This is a genomic window from Bordetella sp. 15P40C-2 (genome assembly GCF_009763235.1).
In the GTDB taxonomy this organism is placed as follows: Bacteria; Pseudomonadota; Gammaproteobacteria; order Burkholderiales; family Burkholderiaceae_B; genus Bordetella_A.
In genome coordinates this window covers 158074-178645 of record NZ_WSJA01000001.1, presented here as the reverse complement: position 1 = coordinate 178645, position 20572 = coordinate 158074, and the positions used below count along the sequence as shown (strand labels likewise).

Sequence of the window (20572 nt, the reverse complement as noted above, 5' to 3'; positions counted from 1 at the left end):
CCAGGCTAGGGAGCTTCAGGTGGAAACGTCGTCGCGTAACGCTGTTGCGACGATCGGCGCGTCGGCTTTCTTGCGCAACAGCAAAATGGGCAGGCCCGCGGCCAGCACGGCCAGTCCTGCCAGCCCCGCGACACCGGTATACATGACGCTCGCGTGCAGCATGTAGGCGCAAGTCAGGCAAAACAGGATGGGCGTGACCGGATAGAGCGGCACGCGGTATGGAGGTCTACGCTCGGGATAACGCCAACGCATAACGAATACCGCCACGCCCACGAGCAGCAAAAACCCCCAGAACACAGGCGCCGTATAGTCGACCATGGCCTTGAATCCATCTCGCGTGATGGCGCCCATCGCAATAAGCGCCAAGGTGATGGCGCCCTGCGTGAGGTGGCCGTTGGCGGGTGTTTTCCCCCGACCATCCCAAACGCCCACCCAGCGCAAGGCGGGCAGGTCTTGCGCCATCGCATAAAACACGCGAGAGCCGGTAAAGATCGTTGCATTCAGCGTGGAGACAGCGGCCACCACCACCGCGAGCGTGACCATCGTTTCGCCCGATGGACCCGCGACCACGCGCATCATGTCAGCAGCCACGGCGTCCGACGTGCGCAGGCCTTCCAACCCGAGGATCGACAACAGCGCCAGATTGGCCAGGGTGTACAGAGCGATCAGGACAAACGATCCCAGCGCCAGCACTTTCGGGATATTGCGTCGCGCGTCTTTCAGCTCGCCGGTCAGATAGGCCGCTTCATTCCAGCCTCCATACGTCAGCAATACGAAAATCATCGCGGTGCCTAGCGCCGCGGTCTCCACGGGCAACGCAGGGGTGGGGGCCACGGGTGTCGTGGCGCTACCGAAAAACCCAAACAGAATCACCGCCGCCAGCGCGCCGATCTCGATGAAAGTGACCAGCACCTGCAGCGTCTTGCTTTGCGTCGTCCCAATGATGTTTACGCCGGTAAAGAACATCACTGATAGCGCGGCATAGATCGCAGAGCTATAGGTACCCAACGGCAAAATCTGGCTGATGTAGTCGCCCAACATGAACGCGACCGCCGCGATCGCGCCGGTTTGAATGACGGTGCAGCGCGCCCAGCCAAACAGCATTGCCACCGGCTTGCCATACGCGCGCGACAGAAAATGATATTCGCCGCCCGCATGCGGCTCCGCCGACGCCAGCTCGGCGTAGCACAACGCACCCACCAGGGTAATGAGCCCACCCGCAATCCACACCCCGATGAACGCCCATTCCGAGGCGACATTCGCTGCGACGATCGACGGGGTTTTAAAAATCCCCACGCCTACGACGAGCCCCACCATGATGACAATCGCGTCGAATACGGACAACACGCCTGCCGGGCGGGCGGGTGATTCGCTACGAGGGACTGCTGGCGTCGTAGATGCGTCGTTCATGGGTTCGACAGGCTCCGCACAAGGTCAGTAAAGCAAGGGCGATCCCGCGACGCAGCGACGATGAATTCTGTTCGTCGACCATGAAGAGTATGCGCGGCATTCCTTGCGTAAAAGGTCCAGCATCGCGATACGGCAGCGGCTCAGTCAGGCCAGGCGCTCGATGAGGCCAGCTGACAATAAGCTGACATTGTTGTCAGATTATCGACTTGGACGCAAGAGGGTTTTTGCATGCGCGCGCGCCCGGTGTTCATCAAATCTGACAATCTGCTTAAAGCAGGAATGCGAGTTGCTGACGTGGCCCGACGTAACGAAATCCACCGGAGCGGTCTGGCAGAACCCCCAGCGCACGCTCTCCACCTGAAGGAGGATTCATGGGCAGCGCGGCATCTTGCACCGTTTTCTACGATGGACGGCCGCTGACGGCGGTAACGGGTCAGCCCTTATTAGACGTGCTGGCCAAGCACGACATCGATCTCCCCCAAGTCTGTTATCACCCTACATTGGGCCCGCTACAGACCTGCGACGTCTGCTGGGTAGAGGTCGACGGCGAACTGCAGCGCGGTTGCGCCGTCGAGGCGCGCGATGGACTGCAGGTGGCCTCTCAGACGCACAACGCCACCGCGGCACGCGAAGAAGGCATGGACCGCTTGCTCGGCAAGCATGAACTTTATTGCACCGTCTGTGAAAACAATACTGGCGACTGTACGCTGCACAACACCGTCGCCGATATGGAAATCCCTATCCAGCGCTATGAATTCAAGCGCAAGCCGTACGAGAAAGACGAGAGCGGCGCCTTCTATACCTACGACCCGGACCAATGCATCCTCTGCGGACGCTGCGTCGAAGTCTGCCAGAACGTCCAGGTCAACGAGACATTGACCATCGACTACAGCATGGAGCACCCGCGCGTGCTATGGGATGGCGGTCAGTCCATCGATCATTCCAGCTGCGTGAGCTGTGGCCAGTGCGTCACCGTCTGCCCCTGTAATGCTCTCCTGGAGAAATCCATGCAGCCGGACGCAGGCCCCTTCACCGCGATGCCGCAATCGATCAAGCGGCCGATGATCGATATCGTGAAAAAACTCGAGCGCACCATCGGGGCACCGCCCGTCATGGCGCTGTCGAACATAGATATGGCGTGGCGCCAGCCCGAGATCAAGCGCACCAAAACCGTCTGCACCTATTGCGGAGTCGGATGCAGCTTTGAGATGTGGACCCGCGATCGCCACATCCTGAAGGTGCAGCCCATGCAAGAGGCGCCGGTCAACGGCGTGTCCACCTGCATAAAAGGCAAGTTTGCCTGGGATTTCGTCAACAGCGAAAAGCGCCTCACCACGCCGCTTATCCGCGAGAATGGCAAATTCCGCGAAGCCGGCTGGGACGAGGCCTTGGACCTCGTGGCGAACCGTCTGCTGAAAGACCGCGACCGTTATGGCCCGGACACGATAGGGTTTATCGGCTCGAGCAAGGCCAGTAACGAAGAGGCCTATCTGACCCAGAAAATCGCGCGCATGATCATTGGCACCAACAACGTCGATAACTCATCGCGTTATTGCCAAAATCCCGCTACCCTGGGTCTGTTTCGCACCGTGGGTTATGGTGGCGATGCCGGCACGATCGAGGATATCGGGCAAGCCGATCTGGTGGTGCTGGTGGGCAGCAATCTGGCCGAAAACCACCCCGTCATCGCCTCGCGCGTCAAGGCCGCGAAGAAGCAACGCGGCCAGAAGCTCATCGTCGTGGACCCGCGTAAACACGAGATGGCCGAACGGGCCGATATTTTTATGCGTCCCAAGATCAGTACCGATACGATCTGGGCGAGCGCATTCTCGCGCTATATGTTCGAGCACGGCTATGCCGATGAGGCATTTCTGCAAACCCGTGTCAACGGAGTCGAGGAATATCGACGCTCGTTAGCGCCCTTCACCATGGAATACGCGGCGGAAATGACCGATATTCCGCTCGCTACGCTCATTGAGGCGGCCGAAATGATAGGGCAGGCCAAGTCGGTATGCCTGCTGTGGGCCATGGGAATCACCCAGCATAGTCACGGCGCAGATACCAGCACCGCCTTATCGAACCTGTTACTCGTCACCGGCAACTATGGCCGACCGGGCACCGGCGGATACCCCATGCGCGGGCATAACAACGTGCAGGGCGCAAGCGACTTTGGATGCTTGAAAAATGTCTATCCCGGCTATGAAAAGGTCACCGACGAGGCCATCCGCGAAAAATGGGCGCGCGCCTGGGGCGTGCCCAAGGATAAGTTATCGCCAAACGTGGGCGCGGACAATTTCACCATGGTGCAGCAAGCCGATAGCGACAAAATCCGGGCCATGTATATCATCGGCGAGGAAACCGCGTTCTCGGACTCTCATAGCGAGAACGTCCATACCGGATTCGAAAAACTGGAATTCCTGGTCGTGCAGGATATTTTCCTTAGCCGCACCGCGCAGTTCGCTGACGTGGTGCTGCCCGGATGCCCGAGCGTCGAGAAAGACGGCACCTTTGTCAACACGGAGCGCCGTATCCAGCGCTTTTACGAAGTCATGCCGCCTCTGGGAAACAGCAGGCCCGATTGGTGGATATTGAAGGAGGTCGCGCGCCGCATGGGCCACGACTGGGGCTATGAGCACCCCTCGGAAATCATGGAAGAAGTCGCCGCCATAGCCGAGATATTTCGGGGCGTCAGTTATGAGCACCTCGAGGCCTGGGGCTCTCAATGCTGGCCGGTCGGGCCCGACGGAACCGATACGCCTTTGCTTTACACCGACAAATTCCACACCGAAGACGGCAAGGCCGTGCTTTACCCGATAACGTGGCAAGCCCCCGACGAGGCCGCCGACGACGACTACGACCTGATGCTGGACAACGGCCGCTTGCTGGAACACTTCCAGGGCACCAACCAAACCGGTCGTTCGCCCGGCATCGACAGACAGCTGCCCAACTGGTTTGTCGAGGTCAGCCCGCAACTGGCCCAGGAACGCGGCATTCGCGATGGCACATGGCTGCGCGTCAGTTCGCGGCGCGGCAGCGTAGAGGTGCCCGCGCTGGTCACTGATCGCGTGCATGGCAACGTGCTATTCATGCCCATTCATCAGGGCAAGCCGGGCCTGAATCTGCTGACGGGCGAACACCATGACCCAGACGTCAACACGCCCGCCTACAAAGAAACCGCGGTCAAGCTGGAGATTCTGGATCGCCCTGGCGCGGGTTCACCGCTGCCCGACTACAACTTCCGCTATGGTCGCCGTACGCCTATTTCGGGTGTCCCAGTGCAGCAGAAATGGGCGCAGCACGACTATGTCCCGCCGCCCGCCCACCTACCGCACCCGGAGAAACTCTGATGGCCGAACGTATCGATCACGATGTCAAACCCACACCGATCGGGCCGGATGCGCGCGAAGAGCTGGAGCGTCTGCTGCAAAGCTTGCATGAGCAGGGCATGCTGCGCTTTGCCAACGATGTGGTCAGTGCCAAATCGCCGGTACTGAAGGTCCTGCTTGATGGTTTGGGCAAGCAAGCCACCCTCAACGCGATCCAGAACTTGTCCATCCTCGGCATGGCGCTATCGCGCATTCCTCCTGAAGACTTCTACAAGCTTGTGTTTGGAATGAAGGACGCGCTGGCCGCACTGAGTCGCTCGCCCACCGCCTCGGGCAAGGAGGAAGCCCCGGGCGTGACGGGTGTGTATCGCATGCTGAATGACGACGAATTGTGGGCATCCCTCAGGCCGGCCCTGGACGCCGTGCAGGCTTTTTCACGCCGCATGGCCGAACCCGCGGACAAGCCAGTCACCCAGTTCACGGGCAAGCAGACCGAGATGTGATGCGCGCGCAGCAGGGCTCGGAAAGGACGCGGGCATATAACTTGCTCGGCAGACTCGCGGTATCCGGGGGAAGCATGAAAACAACCATAACGCGCGCCATCAGGCGCGAGCATCGAGGCGCCGCCTTGAATGCGCGGCGCCGGCGGGAGACATGAGCATGGCATGGCTCCTGTTTCTACACGTCGCCGCATTGACCATTTGGAGCGCAGCGCTCCTGTATCTGCCCGTGGTATTCAGCATGAACCGAGGCCTGCAGCGCAGCGCGGCGGTGCGCCTACGCGTCATGACGCGACTGGCTTTCATCGCGCTGGCTTCGCCTGCCGCTGTGCTCGCGATTGTGACGGGCTCGGCCTTGGTCTACATCACCCATGCCACGGGAATATGGCTTGCCGCCAAATTGTTATTGGTCGCGCTGATGGCGGCCTTTCATGTGTATTGTGGCCGCACCTTGACTGTCTTAGGACACGAAGGCTCGGACAAAAAACGCCGCCGTAGTGTAGGCCTGTGGGTGTTGGCTGTGCCGGTCCTGCTGATCTCCGGTGTTTTGTGGCTCGTGCTCGCAAAGCCGGAGCTGGCGCGCGGAATGGATGGCGCGCCATGGTGAGCACCCCCGTCTACGGCTCCTCGTCGTGTACGCCCACCTGGTCTTCAAATACCAGTTTGCCGCCCAGCCAGCCGGCCGCCGCGACCAACACAGCGCCAAGCGCGGACAGATATAGCCCCATGGGCAAGATGGCCTCCTGCGCGTCATGCAAGCGAGACTGCCAATTGATGAACGCCACGGACAGCAACATGACTGCCATGACGAAATGGCTCCACGCGGCGGCGCGATGGCGGATCCCTTGCACCGCCAGCAGCTCAACCGTGCCCGCAGCGCCTGCGACACCGCCCATCAGCGTGCCCACGCCGAGCAGCCATAACGACGCCCGGGCCCAGAATTCGTCGCCGAACCACAGGTATGCGAGATCGCTGGGCAGCGCTCCAATGATGAATGCGATCGGGAACGTTACTAAGGCGGGATGTAGAGGATGCCGGCTAACCGCGACAGCGGTGCCCGTGCCCTTGGGGAGAGAATGTGCCAGCTTATCCATGAGTGTGTACACGCAAATTAGGAAGTGGACTGCGCACCAGCAAAGACCATGCCGGACGTGGGCAGCAGGGGTTGCATGTGCGTCGCTCGCCGGCTGTGATGGACGTTTGTCCACGCTCGACCCCGCCGGGCCCGCCGCCCATACCATTGCTCAGGTGTGGAACGTGATGGCCTGGGGCGCGCTGGCGATCCTAATTTTCATGCTGATGCTAGCCACGCTGGCCTGTTGTCGGCGGCCGGCCGCGCAAGAGCGCCCGCCGTTACGGTTATTCTTGATCGGCGGGGGCCTCGTGTTCCCGGGCGTGGTGTTGATCGCCTTGCTCGTCTTTGGCTTACGCGCGGGAGACGCCCGCAGCCCGATTCCGGGAGGCGAGGACGTGTATCGCGTGCAGGTGCGCGCGCATCAATGGTGGTGGGAGGTTGCCCACCCCGATGCGCCGGGCGGGCCTCGCTATGCCATCAATCAAATTCACGTCCCTGCAGGCGTTCCCGTCCATATCAGTGTGACGGCGGCGGACGTGATCCACGGATTCTGGATCCCACGTTTGAGCGGCAAAATCGACGCCATCCCCGGCCGTACCAACACGATTAAGGTGCAGGCCGACGAGCCGGGCGTCTACGATGGCGTCTGTGCCGAGTTCTGCGGATTGCATCACACCAGCATGGGAATGCAATTGATCGCGCATTCGCCGACGCAGTTGCCCGATGCATTGCGGGGCCTGTCTGATACCCAGGTGCGGCCATGAGCGAAAACTTATCCCCCGTGACCCGCCATAAAACGCTCGAGGCCGATTGGCGCTCTCCACCCGGATGGCGAGGTCTGTCCGCCGTCAATCACAGTACCGTGGGTCGACGTTTTATCGTGGCTGCGCTGATCTTCTTTCTGATTGGTGGTGTGTTAGCCATGCTCATGCGTGCGCAATTGGCCACACCCGGACAGGGCCCGTTCGACAGCGAGGCCTACAACCAGATTTTCACCATGCACGGCACGGTGATGATGTTTTTATTCGCGATCCCCATGCTGGAAGGGTTCGCATTCTATCTGCTGCCCAAGATGCTGGGTGCGCGCGACATGGCCTATCCGCGCCTGGGCGCCTATGGATGGTGGTGTTATCTATTCGGCGGCCTGATATTGATGGTGGGCATGGCGCTGGGGGTGGCACCCAATAGTGGCTGGTTTATGTACACCCCGCTATCGAGCACGACCTATCAACCCGGCATCAATAACGATATCTGGCTCATTGGCATCACCTTTGCCGAAATCTCCGCCGTCTGCGGAGCCATCGAGCTGATCGGCACGATCCTAAAACTCCGTGCACCCGGCATGTCGCTGGGTCGCATGCCGATTTTCGCATGGTACATGCTGGTCACGGCGGGCATGATCCTGATCGGATTTCCGCCGCTGATCCTGGGCAGCATTCTGCTCGAACTGGAACGCGCCTTTGGCATGCCCTTCTTCGATGTCGCGCGTGGCGGGGATCCGCTGCTGTGGCAACACCTTTTTTGGATCTTCGGCCATCCAGAGGTCTACATTATCTTTTTGCCCGCAGCAGGCATGGTGGCCACCATGGTGCCGGTCTTCGCCCGTCATCCCCTGGTCGGATACTCGTGGGTGGTGGCAGCCGTCGCGGCTATGGGTGTGCTGAGTTTTGGCTTATGGGTGCATCACATGTTCACCGTAGGCATACCGCAGATGGCGGTCGGGTTCTTCTCGGCCGCCAGCATGTTGGTTGCGGTGCCCACGGCGGTGCAGTTCTTCGCCTGGCTCGCTACGCTATGGTCAGGCAAAGTGCAGTATCGCCTGCCGATGCTTTATTTGGGTGGTTTTCTGTTTATCTTCGTGCTGGGGGGACTCACCGGCGTGATGCTGGCGTTGGTGCCCTTTAACTGGCAGGCACACGATACCCATTTCGTCGTGGCCCATATGCACTACGTGCTGATCGGGGGCATGATCTTCCCCGTGCTTGCTGCGACATGCTATTGGCTGCCGCACTTCACCGGACGTCTGCTATCCGAGCGCGCGGGCCCCTGCGCATTCTGGCTGATCTTCATCGGGTTTAACATCACGTTTTTGCCCATGCATTTGACGGGCCTGCTGGGCATGCCAAGACGCATTTATGCATACGATGAACAGATCGGCTGGGACGTGCTCAACTTGGTGTCGTCGATCGGCGGTTTTATACAAACTATTGGCTTTGCCGTATTCCTTATCGACATCGTTTTGCATCTGAGGGCAGGCCGGCTTGCGCCACCCAATCCGTGGCGAGCCAGCACGCTGGAATGGGCGATGCCGACGCCGCCACCCGTCTACAACTTCGCGTCCATCCCCTCCGTGCAGGGGCGTGAGCCGTTGTGGGATGTCCCGGACCTGGGCGCACAAGCTGCTGGAGGCAAGCACTGGCTCGCCGAAGCCGCACCCGGGCGGCGGCAAACCTTGTCGGTGGATGTGGTGAGCGGGCGCGCGCAGAGCGTGGTAGAACTTCCCGGTCCGACGTGGCTACCGCTGTACGCGGCTTTAGCGACGGCTGTGTTTTTCATCTGCGTGTTGTTCAAGGTCTATGCAGTGGCCGCTGTGGGCGTGGGGATCGCGCTGGCCGTTTTTCTACGTTGGGCGTGGCTCGGCGGGGCGCGGCAAGATCCACAGCTCGTGCAAGCGGCGCCAAGCGTGCAACTATCGGCCCATGTGCTGGATCGCGGCGCGCCGGGGTGGTGGGGGATGTGCGGTTGTCTGGCGGCGGATGCGGCGCTCTATGCGTCGTTGCTGTTCGGATTCCTCTTTCTGCGCACCATGGCGCCCGAATGGCCTCCCGCGCAATGGCTGGTTCTCTCACCTTGGCAAGCGGGTCTACTGGCACTGGCGCCCATCGCGGCGGCGTTCGCCTGTCAGCGCGCTTGCGCCGTCAATCGCCACGGCCGCGACGTCCAGCGCGAGGGTTGGATGCTGGCCAGCGCGGCGCTAGCCGCGGTGAGCGTGGCCCTATTCGGCGCTATCGTGATGGCTTTGCCCGCAGCAGATAGCCACGCGTATGCGGCCGCCGCCACTGTGTTGGCTTACTACATGATGATCCACACCGCCGTTGGCTTTGTGATGGCGCTGTTCGTGGCATTGCGAGGGCGCGCAGGCTATGTGAGTCCGCATCGGGACCTTGAACCGAGGGTGGTGAGATTGTGGCAAATCTACACCGCCTTGGCGGCGGTGGTGGCCTCGGCCACGCTGTTTTTCATCCCGCTGGGACTGCCATCATGATGAGAACCCACAAGCGTGACATGGTCGGCACAACGAATCGGTCCGGACTCTGGCGAGCGGTGGCGGGGTGGGCGGTATGGGCGACCGGCTTTACGGCGTTATATGTCGCGCATTCCTTGGCCTGCCGCTACGTCGGCGGGGCGGGCATCGCGCCGTTGCCAGCCTCTGGAGTTGGAGCGTCGCTGCTCTGGCTTTGGGCCGCTTTCGTCGCTGCCAATGGAGTATTGGTCGCATTGAGTTATCGTCGCTGGCGCAAATCGCGTGCAGCGTCGTCAACCGAACCGGAAGCTGGACACTTCATCGCGAAGCTGGTCTTCGGTTTGGACTTCAGCGCCATGTGCGCGATGCTTGTGACCGGAATACCCGTATTCATACTGCCAGCATGTCTGCCGTAGACCCTGGAATCCATCGCGCTAAACAGCAATGCTCCTTATTTTTGCGCAGGCATAGCACCGTGTGACGTGACGTCGAGACTCGTCGCCCCAATGTTTCAGTTGGGTCGATCTAATGACGCACATCAGACCTACGCTCCTCCGTCCTCATACACTCAGCCAACGCGCGCGACGGCTATGCGCAATCTCTCGCACGACTTGGACATCGCGAAGTATGGCAGGTGATGCGCCGATATCGCGCAACAGATGGTCATCGTAGCGACTCAGTTGTTCGAGCGTGTGCTCATACGCACGGCGCGCAACGATGCCCTGCCACCAGGCAGCGCAAGCGCGCCCGATAAAGCCAGCTGCGTTGCGGACGACAGCGAAATCACTCCAGGTGCTGCGATATTCATAATTAAGCGTGTGCGAGTGCATGGCGTTCTCCAATCAAGGTTGCGTATTGGTTAGCCTAAAAGCACAGCGCGTTGCAGGGAAGCGCATTGTTCTACCCAGTTTGGTCGATTATGCTAACCAGCATGAGTCGACTTCCTTTGAACACCCTTCCGGCCTTCCGGGCGGTCGCCCAGCTACAGAATCTGCGCGCGGCGGCCGAGCGCTTGCACCTCACGCATAGCGCGATCAGTCAACAGATTCGCGGGCTCGAAGAACAATTGGGTTTTGACCTCTTCGATCGGCGTGGCAGGCGTCTCGTGTTGAACGGCGCTGGCGAAACGCTGCTGCGTCACGTGCAGTGCGCGCTGGCTCAGCTCGACGAAGGTGTGCAGGCCGCCGCCTTGGTCGCGCGCGGAGCGAGCCAGCCGTTGCGCGTATCCGTATTGCCCTCGTTCGCACAGCGCTGGCTGTTGCCACGCATGGGACGCTGGCGCCAACGGCATCCCGAGCTGGTATTGGAAATCGAAACGTCCCCTCAAGTCGCAGACCTGTATCGCGACGGTTTTCAAGCCGCATTACGAGCGGGAAGGGGGCCTTGGCCCGGCGTCGTGTCCGAGCCACTCTTTGACGCACCCATGCCGATGATTGTGCTGGCGTCGCCGGAGACGGCTCGTCAGCTGCCTGATCCGCGGCCGGAGACGCTGGCGCGCCAGCCTTTGCTAGGCGATAAAGAAATGTGGCGGCAGTGGTTCGCCGCGGCAGGACTATCCAGCAATGTGACCCCGGTTGCCAGCTTTAACGACGCGGGCCTGATGCTGCAGGCGGTGGAGCAGGGCTTGGGCTTGGGGTTGGGACGCGAATTGCTCGCGGCCGATTCGTTGTGTGATGGAAGGCTCGTAAAGCTTTCGCCCATCAGCATAGATTTTGAACCCACTGACACTTACCATCTCGTCTATCCCCCCGCCCTGCGTGACTGGCCGCCGCTGCAAGCGCTGCGTACCTGGATACGCGATGAATTGGAGCGCTCACGCGAAAACCTGACGGGTCCAGCCGCGGCTTCGGGCACTGGCGAGACGAACGCATCAATTGCAACCGTGGGCCGCAACGTTTAGGCGGTGATCCCGGATTCTCCGGAGGCGGACATCGGCTCAGTCCTATTTATTGTGGAAGACGTGTCGAGCGAAAAGAGTATGGATACGCTGGGTTCCGTCAGGTCGAAGGTTGCAACTTCGACCTGATCAAATCCGTTGCAGCACTCGCTTGCTTCCATCCTCAACTTAGGAGCTGACCCATGGGCTATTCTTCACACGCGATTTCGCTCGGACATGCCTCGCCGGCGTCCTGGTTTAATCATGCGCAGCCCCCGGAGACCCCGCAGCAGCTGCTAGATGCCTACGTCAAAGATGACAAGGTGACTGATCTCAGGGCGCTGCTCGACCATAAAAGCAATGTCGACGCCATCGTCGAGGATATGAAGGATCGGAGCTACTCGCCCGTGCATAGTGCTGCGAAGCACGGGTCATTGGAGGTCCTTTCGGTTCTTCTTGCGAAACTACCGGTCGCGGTTTGGCATATGCGTTGCAACGCGGATGGGTGTACCCCATTCATGCTTGTCGCAGAAAATGGAAAACAAGAATTTGTCGCCCAATTCGTCATGCACCTGAGCGACGTGGTGACGGCCTGCAAAGATTCGCAGGGCGAGCCAGCCCGTGCGCAGGCGAAAAAGGACTTAATGGCGGCCTTTGGTTGCGCCGAGGAAACGCCTGATGCGGAGATGCTCAACAGCGTCACGAACGCTCTGATGAATGCGCAAGACGATTGGAAAAACACCGCTGCCCATCTGGCATTCAAAAGTGGCCACTTTGATTACTGTTGGGCCCTGTGTTTTTGGGGAGCGAATCCCGACATCGAGAACAAACAGCACGAGACCTTAAGGTCTCTCGCGCGCGAGCTGCCCCACGACTCCGAACTGTACGTTCTTCTTCACGGCAAGACGGAGCAACCCAACGAGGTCGAGACCTATGCATCTAAAGGGTCCTGCACGATCTCATAGCAGCAAGATGGACGGCAAGTCGCTGATGTGTGCCATGTGCGAGCGTTCCGAAACCGACTCCGTGCCATTTTGGCTTACAGAAATAGATCAGCGAACCGTACCGGGGCGGCAATGATGGTGAACGCCGGATGGCCACCACTCTCGCTGATACACACGGTAACCATTCAGGCCTATGCAACCTACCTACAGATAGGTAAACTTTCTTCCATGGTTGCTGCTAGTTCTCTCTGGGGCCACCGCCGCGCTGGATCTCCGTCGCGGTTTTTATTTAACCATATATCTACCTTCCAGTAGATATATGCTACCCGTCCACTTCGTTACGAGAGTCATCATGAAAACCCTGCTTCCCTTCGCCTTAATTGCCGCCGCCCTTTCCTCTAACGCCGCGTTCGCGCAAGAACCCTCCGGTGAGTTGGACTATCCCCCCGCCGTCAGCACCGAAAGTCATGTCACCCGTGCTCAGGTAATTCAAGAACTGCAAGAAGCCCGTGCCGCCGGTTTGGTGACCTTCGGCGAACTTGAAGAACCGCAGGCCCAGGTCGCAGCGAGCACCAAGACGCGTGCTCAAGTCCAGGCAGAAGCCGCGCGCGCACGTACCGAGCGGTCTCAACAGTCCAGCCTCTACGGCTTTTCCTACACCGGCGCGTGATTTTTTATTTCCTCACGCCCCTACCTTCAAATAGATAGATTACTTTTCGGAGTTAAACCATGAAAACCGCTATTTCCGCCATTGCTTTGTCCTTCACCATGCTGGGAGCCGCCTACGCGACCGAACCGTCGGGTGAATTGGATTATCCGCCCGTTGTGCAGAGCCAAAGCACGGTGACGCGCGCTCAAGTGCAGGCCGAACTGCAAGCGGCCCGTGCAGCCGGGCAAGTCACCTTTGGTGAACTGGAAATGCCCGCAGCCGTGCACGGCGCAGCTTCGGTGCCTGACCGTGAGCAAGTGTCAGCCGAAGCGCATGACGCACAAGTTCAGGGGCAGTCCTCGTTCGGCGAGTTGGATTACCAGCATGCCGAATATGTGGGCGCACCCGTTCACCGTTGAGGCCACACAGCGAGGGCGTGGCGATGGATACCGAAAATACCCGCACGCACATCGTGCAGCTTGCCCAGCGCCTGATTCAGGAACGCGGTTATAACGGGTTCAGCTACCGGGACCTGGCCGCGTCGGTGGGTATCAAGACGGCGAGCATTCATTATTATTTTCCGCAAAAGGAAGATCTGCTGTTGGCCGTCATCAGCGACTATCAAACGCGTTGGCACGAGGCGATTCAGAATATCCCGTCCGGATTGAGGGCGGATGAAAAGCTGCGTGCTTATGTGGAGATCCATCGCCGCGCATGTGCTGGCAATCAACTTATCTGCATAGGCGGCATTTTGGCCGCTGAATTGGGGTCGTTGCCGGGCTGTGCCCGAAAGGCATTGCAGTCTTTCTATGCCTGTAATGAACAATGGCTCGTCGAGCTATTGGAGCAGGGCGCGCGCGAAGGCAGTCTGCGGGTGCCGGGTGATGTGCGAGTCAGCGCACGCGCGATTTACGCCGCGCTGCAAGGCGGTTTAGTCAGCGCACGCCTGTTTGACCATCAAGAACGCGCCACGGACCTATTGCCCTGTCTGCTGGCTTAGACGGCTGCCAGATGGCGAGGAATGGCAATCGGATCCTGCGCTGAGCTGACACTGTATGGCTCGAAAGACGTCACGCAAGCGTTGCGGATCCTGAAACAGCCGCGAAGTCACAATGGCGCCCTGGATCGCCGCGAACAGCCAGCGTCCATCGGCGGCAGCATCGCCCGACGAGCTCAAGGTGCCATCCTGTACGCCCGCAGTGATCACATCGGCCAGCCAGTTCTCATGGATGCGGAAAAACGCCTGCACAGACTGGCGAGCGCGTTCTGACAAGGACGCGACATCCGCGGCCAACATGCCGCACAAACAAATTTGATCCGGCGGCGCGCTTTCGAAGAGCTCTATATAACGATTCAACCGTGCTCTGGCCGTCATCGTCGAGTCTATGCCCGTTAAAACGCCGTGCACTTTCGCCGTGTACTGATCGATCACCGCGATCAATAAATCGTCTTTGGCGGGGAAGTAATAGTGAATACTGGCCGTTTTCACGCCGACGTGCTCGGCCAGATCCCGATAGCTAAAGCCGTTATAACCCCTGCGCCGAATAAGGCACTGAGCGTGGTCTAAAAGCTGATCGCGGGTGGTGGCGCTGTTCATATAGATATTGTTACCTACGGGTAGGTTGGGGTCAACAATCGTCACCGTTTTCGCGTCGCACTTGTAATTTCCACGCAGCCACTCCGTTATTCGATTGTTCATGTATGTGAACGATCTATCGAGTTTCAGATTAGCGATTTCCCTGAGTAGACGGGGGCATTACGCACATCTAAAATGGACACATACATATACGATGTTCACATATGAGAACAAACGAACGCGCCGGTGTTAAATCGGCAGAGCGGGTCCTCGATATTCTGGAACTCTTCAGTGCCACGGCTGGTGTGATGAAGCTGTCAGACATTGCCCGCAGACTTGGAATGCCTAAAAGCAGCACTTCGGCTTTGCTGGCGACCTTGGTCGACCGGGGTTACGTGGATAGTGGTGTAGACGGTTATCAGATGGCGGCTCGCTATCGGACGACCGGATGGGTGGGAGGGCGGTTCGCCCGGTTGATCCGCATTGCCCATCCCACGATGGCTGAGCTGTCCGAATCGGTCAAAGAATCCGTGTTCCTCGGTGTGTTGAACGAGCGTGAAATGGTGCAGTACCTGACGAAGGTAGTAAGCACCGAACCCCTGCGCTATGACGTTGATCTGGCCAAAGAGCGGCATGCCTATGCCACCACCATCGGGCAAGTGATTCTGGCCGACCGCACGCAGGAACAAATTGAACACTATCTGACGCGTCAACCGCTTACGCCCTTAACGCCCAAAACCGAAGTGGATGTGCCGCGCCTGATGGAGCAAATTTCGCGCGTGCGCGAACAAGGTTATGCGGAATTGAGCGATACCCATTTGCTTGGCGTATCGGGGATCAGCGTTCCAGTACGCGATGAGAATGGGCGCGTGGTCGCGGGACTATGTACGTTCGGACCGAGTCCGCGCATGGCAGAAAACTGGGAGGCCATACGCGCAGCGGTACTGCGCGCTGGAAAACGCATTACTGCGGATCTCGCCCTGACTGCCCAGTAAGAACAACCGTGCCGATCACTCCTGCACGTCGCCCTGAATAGCGCCGTCGGCGGATTCCCGTCGGGGCGCACAGGACTCTCGATCACCGTACCCCAGCATTCATGACTTCCGGACCACAAAGCAGCGAAATGGAAATGCATCACGATTCATCAGATTCCCGGCCAACGGTATCCGTGGCGGTCGACACGGGTGGTACCCATACCGACGTTGTTCTCATCGATGGCACGCAAACCATCACCATGAAAGTGCCGACCACGCCGTCGGATATCAGCACGGGCATTATTGATGGCGTAAAGAGGATCGCCGCGCGCGCTGGGATTCCTGTCTCGCGTATTGATCGTTTCTTTTATGGCAGCACGTTCGCGACCAACCTCATCGTGGAAGGAACCGAGGCGCATATCGGCCTGATTACCACCAAGGGATTCCGCGATGTATTGCAGATCGCGCGCGCTTCGCGCAAGCCTGATGTCTACGATATTCATTGGCGTCCGAATCCGCCGCTAGTGCCCCGTCATCTGCGTCTGGAGGTCTCCGAACGCACGCTGCATACCGGCGAAATCCTGTCTGAACTGAATGACGACGATGTACACGCCGCTTTTCGCTTTTTCAGGGAAGAGGGCATCAACGCCGTGGCGGTGTGCTTGCTGCACGCTTACGCCAATCCGGCGCATGAACAACGCATCAAGGCGATCGCGGCGGCTGACTATCCGGAAATGGAAGTTTCGATATCCAGCGATGTGGTGCGAGAGTTCCGCGAGTACGAGCGCACCAGCACGACCTGTGTATCGGCCTTTATTAAAAAGCCCATCGAAAAGCATCTGGAGCGCTTGACCGAGGCGCTCAAAGCCGAGGGAGCCAACTGCATTCGCTACATCATGCGGGCCAATGGCGGCGTGTCGACGTTCGAGCGTTCGGTGTCGCATCCGGCGGCGTTGACCCATTCTGGCGTGATGGGGGGGATTGTCGGTGCGACCGCGTTGGGGCGCCGCTGCGGGATCAAGAATCTGATCACCTTTGATATGGGTGGCACGAGCACAGATATCTCGTTGATCACCGATGGCGAACTGCCCTTGACCAGCCGTAGCACGGTGGGCGGGAATCCCGTGCTGATTCCGGCCTTGGATATGGTCACGATCGGTGCCGGTGGTGGATCGCTGGGATGGATTGAAGGTGGCACGGCCATGCGCGTCGGGCCGCGTAGCGCCGGATCGGTTCCGGGGCCGGCTTGCTACGGTCAAGGTGGCGAAAGTCCTACGGTGACAGACGCGAACTTGGTGTGCGGCCGACTGAACAGCGAATACTTCCTCGCCGGCGCGCGCGAGCTGCACCCGCAGCTCTCCGAGCAGGCATTGGACAAGATGGCGCAGCAGTTGAACATCACGCGCACGCAAGCGGCGTTAGGGATGTTGGCGATCGCGGAGGCCCATATGGCGGATGCGGTACGCCTGGTGTCCATCGAGCGCGGCGTGGACCCGCGCGACTATACGCTGGTGGCCTTTGGGGGCGCAGGCGGATTGCATGCCGCGAGCCTGGCCGAGGCGTTGAATATTCGCAGCATTCTCGTCCCGCCCGCACCGGGCAATTTGTCGGCGTCGGGTCTGCTGTGTGCCGACGTTCGGCACGATTTTGCGCAGTCCATGGTGTCCGCGCTCAATGCGGAGCTGGCCAATTCTATCGGCGCGGTCCTGGAGGATCTGCGTGCGCAAGCCTACGCAGCGCTCGAGGGCGATGGGATCGCTGCCGCCGATGCCATTATCAAGTTCTCGCTGGACCTGCGCTATGTGGGCCAGAACTATGAACTGAACCTGGACCTCGAGGCCCGTGATCTCGATGACGGTTTTGTGCAGATGGCAGAACGATTCCATGTCGCGCACGAGCGCGTCTATGGCTATCGCCTCAATGCCCGCGCAATCCAGTTGGTCAACGTGCGCATCACTGCCTTTGGGCCGATCGCGGTGGATCCCTGGACCACGGAATCTTTAGAGGCAGCCACGCCTGCGCAGCCAGTGGGTGAACGGCAAGTGGTGATCAATACCGGTGACACGATCCCGTTCAGCGTGTATCGCTTTACCGATATGAAGCCCGGTCAAACCATCGCCGCGCCCGCGATCATTGAGTACCCCGGCTCGACGGTGTTCATGCCTCCCGGCTGGAGCGGTCAACTCGACACGAATCTCTGCATCCGTATGCAGCATGCCGGTAACTAAGCCGTCGCCATCCAAGGACACAGAATATGACTACCCCTTTTGTGCTCGATAACGACCGGGCCGACCCCGTCACGATGGAGATCGTGCGCAATGGTTTGCGCGCGATTGCCCAGCGCATCACCCGCCGCATGATCCGCGCCGCTAATTCCTTCATCATTAAAGAAATGGAGGATTGTTCCGCCTCGATTTTGGATGCGGACGGATCGCTGCTGGCCGAAGAAGCTGGCCCGCCGATTCAATTGAACACGGTAGGCATTTGCCTGAAGACCATTCTGGAAAGCGTGCTGCCCAAATCGGAATGGAAGCCGGGCGATGTGGTTCTGACCAATGACCCATATGCGGGCGGCGGCTCGCTGGGATCGACCCACACCAACGACTATATCGCGTATGCGCCGATCTTCTACGGGGACACGCTGGTGGCGTTTTCGGGCTTGATGGTGCACCACATGGACGTGGGCGGCATGAATATGGCCACGCGCGGCTGGGGACGTGAGATCTACCAAGAAGGGATGCGCCTGCCGCCGCTGAAGATCGTCAAGCAAGGCGTGTTCGACGAAGACCTGCTGGGCGTGATTTTGAACAATACCCGTACGCCCGAAGTGTTGCTGAACGATCTGCATGCGCAGATCTCGAGCGTGCAGGTCGCGGCCGACGATTTGCTTGGCATGATAGACCGCTACGGGTTGGGGCAAATGCTGCTGTGCTTCCGCGATCTGATGGATTACTCGGAAAGACAGACGCGCGAGCAGCTGCGCATCGTCCCCGATGGCGAGTACTCGCACGAAGAGCCCGTCCTCGATGATGGCAATCATGGCGGCCCTTATTGGCTGCGCTTGAAGATCATCAAGAAGGGCGATGACATCGTCTTTGATTTCACCGGCACCGACCCGCAAATCAAGGGCCCGATCAACAGTCCGATGGCAACGACATTGGCCGCGGTCTATTACGTTTGTCGCACGATTACCGGCAGCGCGATTCCCAGCAATGAGGGCTGCAAGCGCGCCATCGAAGTCATCGCGCCATCGGGCACGCTGGTCAATGCCAAACACCCAGCCGCGGTGTACCAACGCATGGTGGTCTGCCATTCCATCGTCGACCTGGTGATGGGTGCGTTGAGTCAGGCGGTCCCCGAACGTGTAATGGCGGACTCTTGCGGCTGTCTCTATAACTTCGCCAATGCCGAGCACCCGCAAACGGGTCGCCGCGTGACCTTTGGTGAAGTCGTGCCCGGTGGGCTGGGCGCTACCGCGTATGCCGATGGTATCGACGTGATCGCCTGCCATGTGACCAACTGCCATATTCCACCGATCGAAAGCATGGAGATCGAATCGCCCGTGCGTTATCTGGCTCGTGAACTGCGTACCGATTCGGGCGGTCCGGGCAAGTATCGCGGCGGCGTGGGTCAGCGCCTGCAGTACCAGGTGCTTGGCAAGGATCCCAACCTGAACCATACCGCTCAGAAGTCCGTGTCCTTGCCGCAAGGCATTGCGGGCGGCCTGCCGGGCGACGGCGGACGCTGGGTGATTAATGAAGGCATGCCGTCGGAGCGCCGCCTGCCGTTCGCGATCAGCGACGTCGAGCCGCTGCAAGTCGGCGACACCGTTACGCACTACACGCCGGGTGGTGGTGGATTTGGCTCGCCGCTGCAGCGCGATCCGAAAGCCGTCGCGGCCGATTTACGTGCAGGGCTGATTACGTCCGAGCACGCTAGCCGTTACTACCGTATTTGAAGCGACACATACGCACCTGAAGGGGAAAGCAAATGCTGTTTAAATCCATGTCTCTCATCATGAAGCGCAAACTCGGTTGGATTGCGGCGGGTGCCGTGATGGCGATGTCCATTGTGCCAACTGGCGCCGTGCATGCCGCTCAGTTTCCGGAGAAGCCGGTCCGGATCGTCGTGCCGTTCACGGCTGGCGGCTTTACCGATATTCTCGCGCGGCGTCTCGCCGAGCAGATGTCGGGCACGCTGGGTCAGCCCGTGATTGTCGAAAACAAGGCGGGCGCCAGCGGCATTATTGGCGGTAATTATGTCGCCAAGTCGCCGGCCGATGGCTACACCATCCTGCTCGAAACTCCGGACACCGTGGTGACCGGCCCGATGTTGATGGAGGGTGTCCAATACAAGCCCAGCGATTTGCGTCAATTGTCCTTGTTGGTCCAGCAGCCCTTGGTGTTGGTCGTGTCCGGTAAGTCGCAATACAAGTCGCTGGATGATGTGATGAAGGCGGCCAAGGCCAATCCGGGCGCCTTGACTTATGCGAGCTGGGGTAACGGCAGTTCGGCCCAGATCGCGTCCTCTATCCTCACTAAGAGCGCGGGCGTGAATATGACGCACGTACCGTACAAGGGCGTGGCCAATGCCCTGACCGACCTGCTGGGTGAGCGGGTGGATATGCTCTACGTTGGCATGTTGTCGACCGTGGACTATCTCAACGACGGCCGTCTGCGTCCGATCGCGATCAACCGTAGCGAGCGCGCCCCGATGCTGCCGCAGGTGCCGACGCTGGCCGAGGCGGGCTTTGCGATTTACCCGATCGGCCTGTGGTACGCCATGGGCGTGCCCGCGGACACCCCGACGGAGGTGGTCAACAAACTGTCGGAAGCTGCCCGCAAAGCGGTCGAGGCGCCAGAAGTCAAGAAATGGTTGACCGACATGGGCATGGACGTACCCGCCCTTGATCCCGCCGCGACCGAGGCATTTATGAAGTCGGAAATCGAAAACTGGGGCCCGGCAATCCGCAGCTCCGGTGCGTCTGGCAACTAATCA

19 protein-coding genes are annotated in these 20572 nt (G+C 59.7%); 15 read left to right on the top strand and 4 right to left on the bottom strand.

Annotated features, from left to right (window positions below; all coding sequences use genetic code 11):
• Positions 1-15: 15 nt before the first annotated feature.
• The gene (locus tag GOQ25_RS00850; protein ID WP_160348536.1) at positions 16-1410 is read right to left on the bottom strand and encodes an APC family permease; all 1395 of its coding nucleotides are present in this window, start codon (positions 1408-1410) and stop codon (positions 16-18) included.
• Between the two features lie 371 nt (positions 1411-1781).
• Here GOQ25_RS00850 and fdhF point away from each other — a divergent pair, with 371 nt between their 5' ends.
• From fdhF to GOQ25_RS00835, 3 genes are all read left to right on the top strand, one after another.
• Positions 1782-4757: a formate dehydrogenase subunit alpha gene (gene fdhF / locus GOQ25_RS00845; protein ID WP_160348535.1), complete on the top strand. Its 2976-nt coding sequence runs from the start codon at positions 1782-1784 to the stop codon at positions 4755-4757.
• Positions 4757-5239, top strand: coding sequence for a DUF1641 domain-containing protein (locus GOQ25_RS00840; RefSeq protein ID WP_160348534.1), 483 nt, complete (start codon positions 4757-4759; stop codon positions 5237-5239). The genes fdhF and GOQ25_RS00840 overlap by 1 nt, the downstream gene beginning before the upstream one ends.
• Positions 5240-5396: 157 nt before the next feature.
• Positions 5397-5843, top strand: coding sequence for a CopD family protein (locus GOQ25_RS00835; protein WP_160348533.1), 447 nt, complete (start codon positions 5397-5399; stop codon positions 5841-5843).
• 10 nt (positions 5844-5853) lie between these two features.
• Here GOQ25_RS00835 and GOQ25_RS00830 read toward each other — a convergent pair whose 3' ends face one another.
• Complete coding sequence (locus tag GOQ25_RS00830; protein WP_160348532.1) at positions 5854-6330, bottom strand: DUF2231 domain-containing protein; 477 nt, start codon at positions 6328-6330, stop codon at positions 5854-5856.
• Between the two features lie 106 nt (positions 6331-6436).
• On the opposite strand from GOQ25_RS00830, the gene GOQ25_RS00825 reads away from it, so the two are divergent.
• The 3 genes from GOQ25_RS00825 to GOQ25_RS00815 are packed head-to-tail and all read left to right on the top strand — an operon-like array spanning position 6437 to position 9971.
• Entirely contained in the window at positions 6437-7075 is a 639-nt protein-coding gene (locus GOQ25_RS00825) for a cytochrome c oxidase subunit II (protein ID WP_202109274.1), read from the top strand.
• On the top strand, positions 7072-9576 hold the full coding sequence (ctaD, locus tag GOQ25_RS00820) for a cytochrome c oxidase subunit I (RefSeq protein WP_160348530.1): 2505 nt from the start codon (positions 7072-7074) through the stop codon (positions 9574-9576). Before GOQ25_RS00825 ends, ctaD begins: the two co-directional genes overlap by 4 nt.
• Positions 9573-9971 (top strand): hypothetical protein, encoded by a 399-nt coding sequence (locus GOQ25_RS00815; RefSeq protein WP_160348529.1) that lies wholly within the window; start codon positions 9573-9575, stop codon positions 9969-9971. Before ctaD ends, GOQ25_RS00815 begins: the two co-directional genes overlap by 4 nt.
• Before the next feature lie 144 nt (positions 9972-10115).
• Here the strand turns inward: GOQ25_RS00815 and GOQ25_RS00810 are convergent, their stop codons facing one another.
• Positions 10116-10385, bottom strand: coding sequence for a DUF1127 domain-containing protein (locus GOQ25_RS00810; protein ID WP_160348528.1), 270 nt, complete (start codon positions 10383-10385; stop codon positions 10116-10118).
• Positions 10386-10474: 89 nt separating this feature from the next.
• On the opposite strand from GOQ25_RS00810, the gene GOQ25_RS00805 reads away from it, so the two are divergent.
• The 5 genes from GOQ25_RS00805 to GOQ25_RS00785 all read left to right on the top strand — a co-directional run bounded on the left by GOQ25_RS00805 (position 10475) and on the right by GOQ25_RS00785 (position 14024).
• Complete coding sequence (locus tag GOQ25_RS00805; protein WP_160348527.1) at positions 10475-11455, top strand: LysR substrate-binding domain-containing protein; 981 nt, start codon at positions 10475-10477, stop codon at positions 11453-11455.
• Positions 11456-11634: 179 nt separating this feature from the next.
• Complete coding sequence (locus tag GOQ25_RS00800; protein ID WP_160348526.1) at positions 11635-12396, top strand: ankyrin repeat domain-containing protein; 762 nt, start codon at positions 11635-11637, stop codon at positions 12394-12396.
• A 331-nt stretch (positions 12397-12727) separates the two neighbouring features.
• Positions 12728-13045 carry a DUF4148 domain-containing protein gene (locus GOQ25_RS00795; RefSeq protein WP_160348525.1) on the top strand — a complete coding sequence of 106 codons (318 nt, stop codon included), beginning with the start codon at positions 12728-12730 and terminating at the stop codon, positions 13043-13045.
• A 59-nt stretch (positions 13046-13104) separates the two neighbouring features.
• Positions 13105-13443 carry a DUF4148 domain-containing protein gene (locus GOQ25_RS00790; protein ID WP_160348524.1) on the top strand — a complete coding sequence of 113 codons (339 nt, stop codon included), beginning with the start codon at positions 13105-13107 and terminating at the stop codon, positions 13441-13443.
• Between the two features lie 23 nt (positions 13444-13466).
• Positions 13467-14024 (top strand): TetR/AcrR family transcriptional regulator, encoded by a 558-nt coding sequence (locus GOQ25_RS00785; RefSeq protein WP_160348523.1) that lies wholly within the window; start codon positions 13467-13469, stop codon positions 14022-14024.
• Here GOQ25_RS00785 and GOQ25_RS00780 read toward each other — a convergent pair.
• Positions 14001-14621: a TetR/AcrR family transcriptional regulator gene (locus GOQ25_RS00780; protein WP_160348522.1), complete on the bottom strand. Its 621-nt coding sequence runs from the start codon at positions 14619-14621 to the stop codon at positions 14001-14003. The two genes, GOQ25_RS00785 and GOQ25_RS00780, sit on opposite strands and share 24 nt — an antisense overlap.
• A 203-nt stretch (positions 14622-14824) precedes the next feature.
• Between GOQ25_RS00780 and GOQ25_RS00775 the strand changes: the two genes are divergently transcribed.
• The 4 genes from GOQ25_RS00775 (at position 14825) to GOQ25_RS00760 (ending at position 20569) form a co-directional block, all read left to right on the top strand.
• Positions 14825-15595, top strand: coding sequence for an IclR family transcriptional regulator (locus GOQ25_RS00775; RefSeq protein WP_160348521.1), 771 nt, complete (start codon positions 14825-14827; stop codon positions 15593-15595).
• Between the two features lie 101 nt (positions 15596-15696).
• Positions 15697-17802, top strand: a complete 2106-nt coding sequence (locus GOQ25_RS00770; protein WP_236844432.1) for a hydantoinase/oxoprolinase family protein — start codon at positions 15697-15699, stop codon at positions 17800-17802.
• A gap of 26 nt (positions 17803-17828) precedes the next feature.
• The gene (locus GOQ25_RS00765) at positions 17829-19532 is read left to right on the top strand and encodes a hydantoinase B/oxoprolinase family protein (protein WP_160348520.1); all 1704 of its coding nucleotides are present in this window, start codon (positions 17829-17831) and stop codon (positions 19530-19532) included.
• A gap of 32 nt (positions 19533-19564) precedes the next feature.
• Positions 19565-20569, top strand: coding sequence for a tripartite tricarboxylate transporter substrate binding protein (locus GOQ25_RS00760; RefSeq protein WP_160348519.1), 1005 nt, complete (start codon positions 19565-19567; stop codon positions 20567-20569).
• Positions 20570-20572 lie beyond the last annotated feature (3 nt).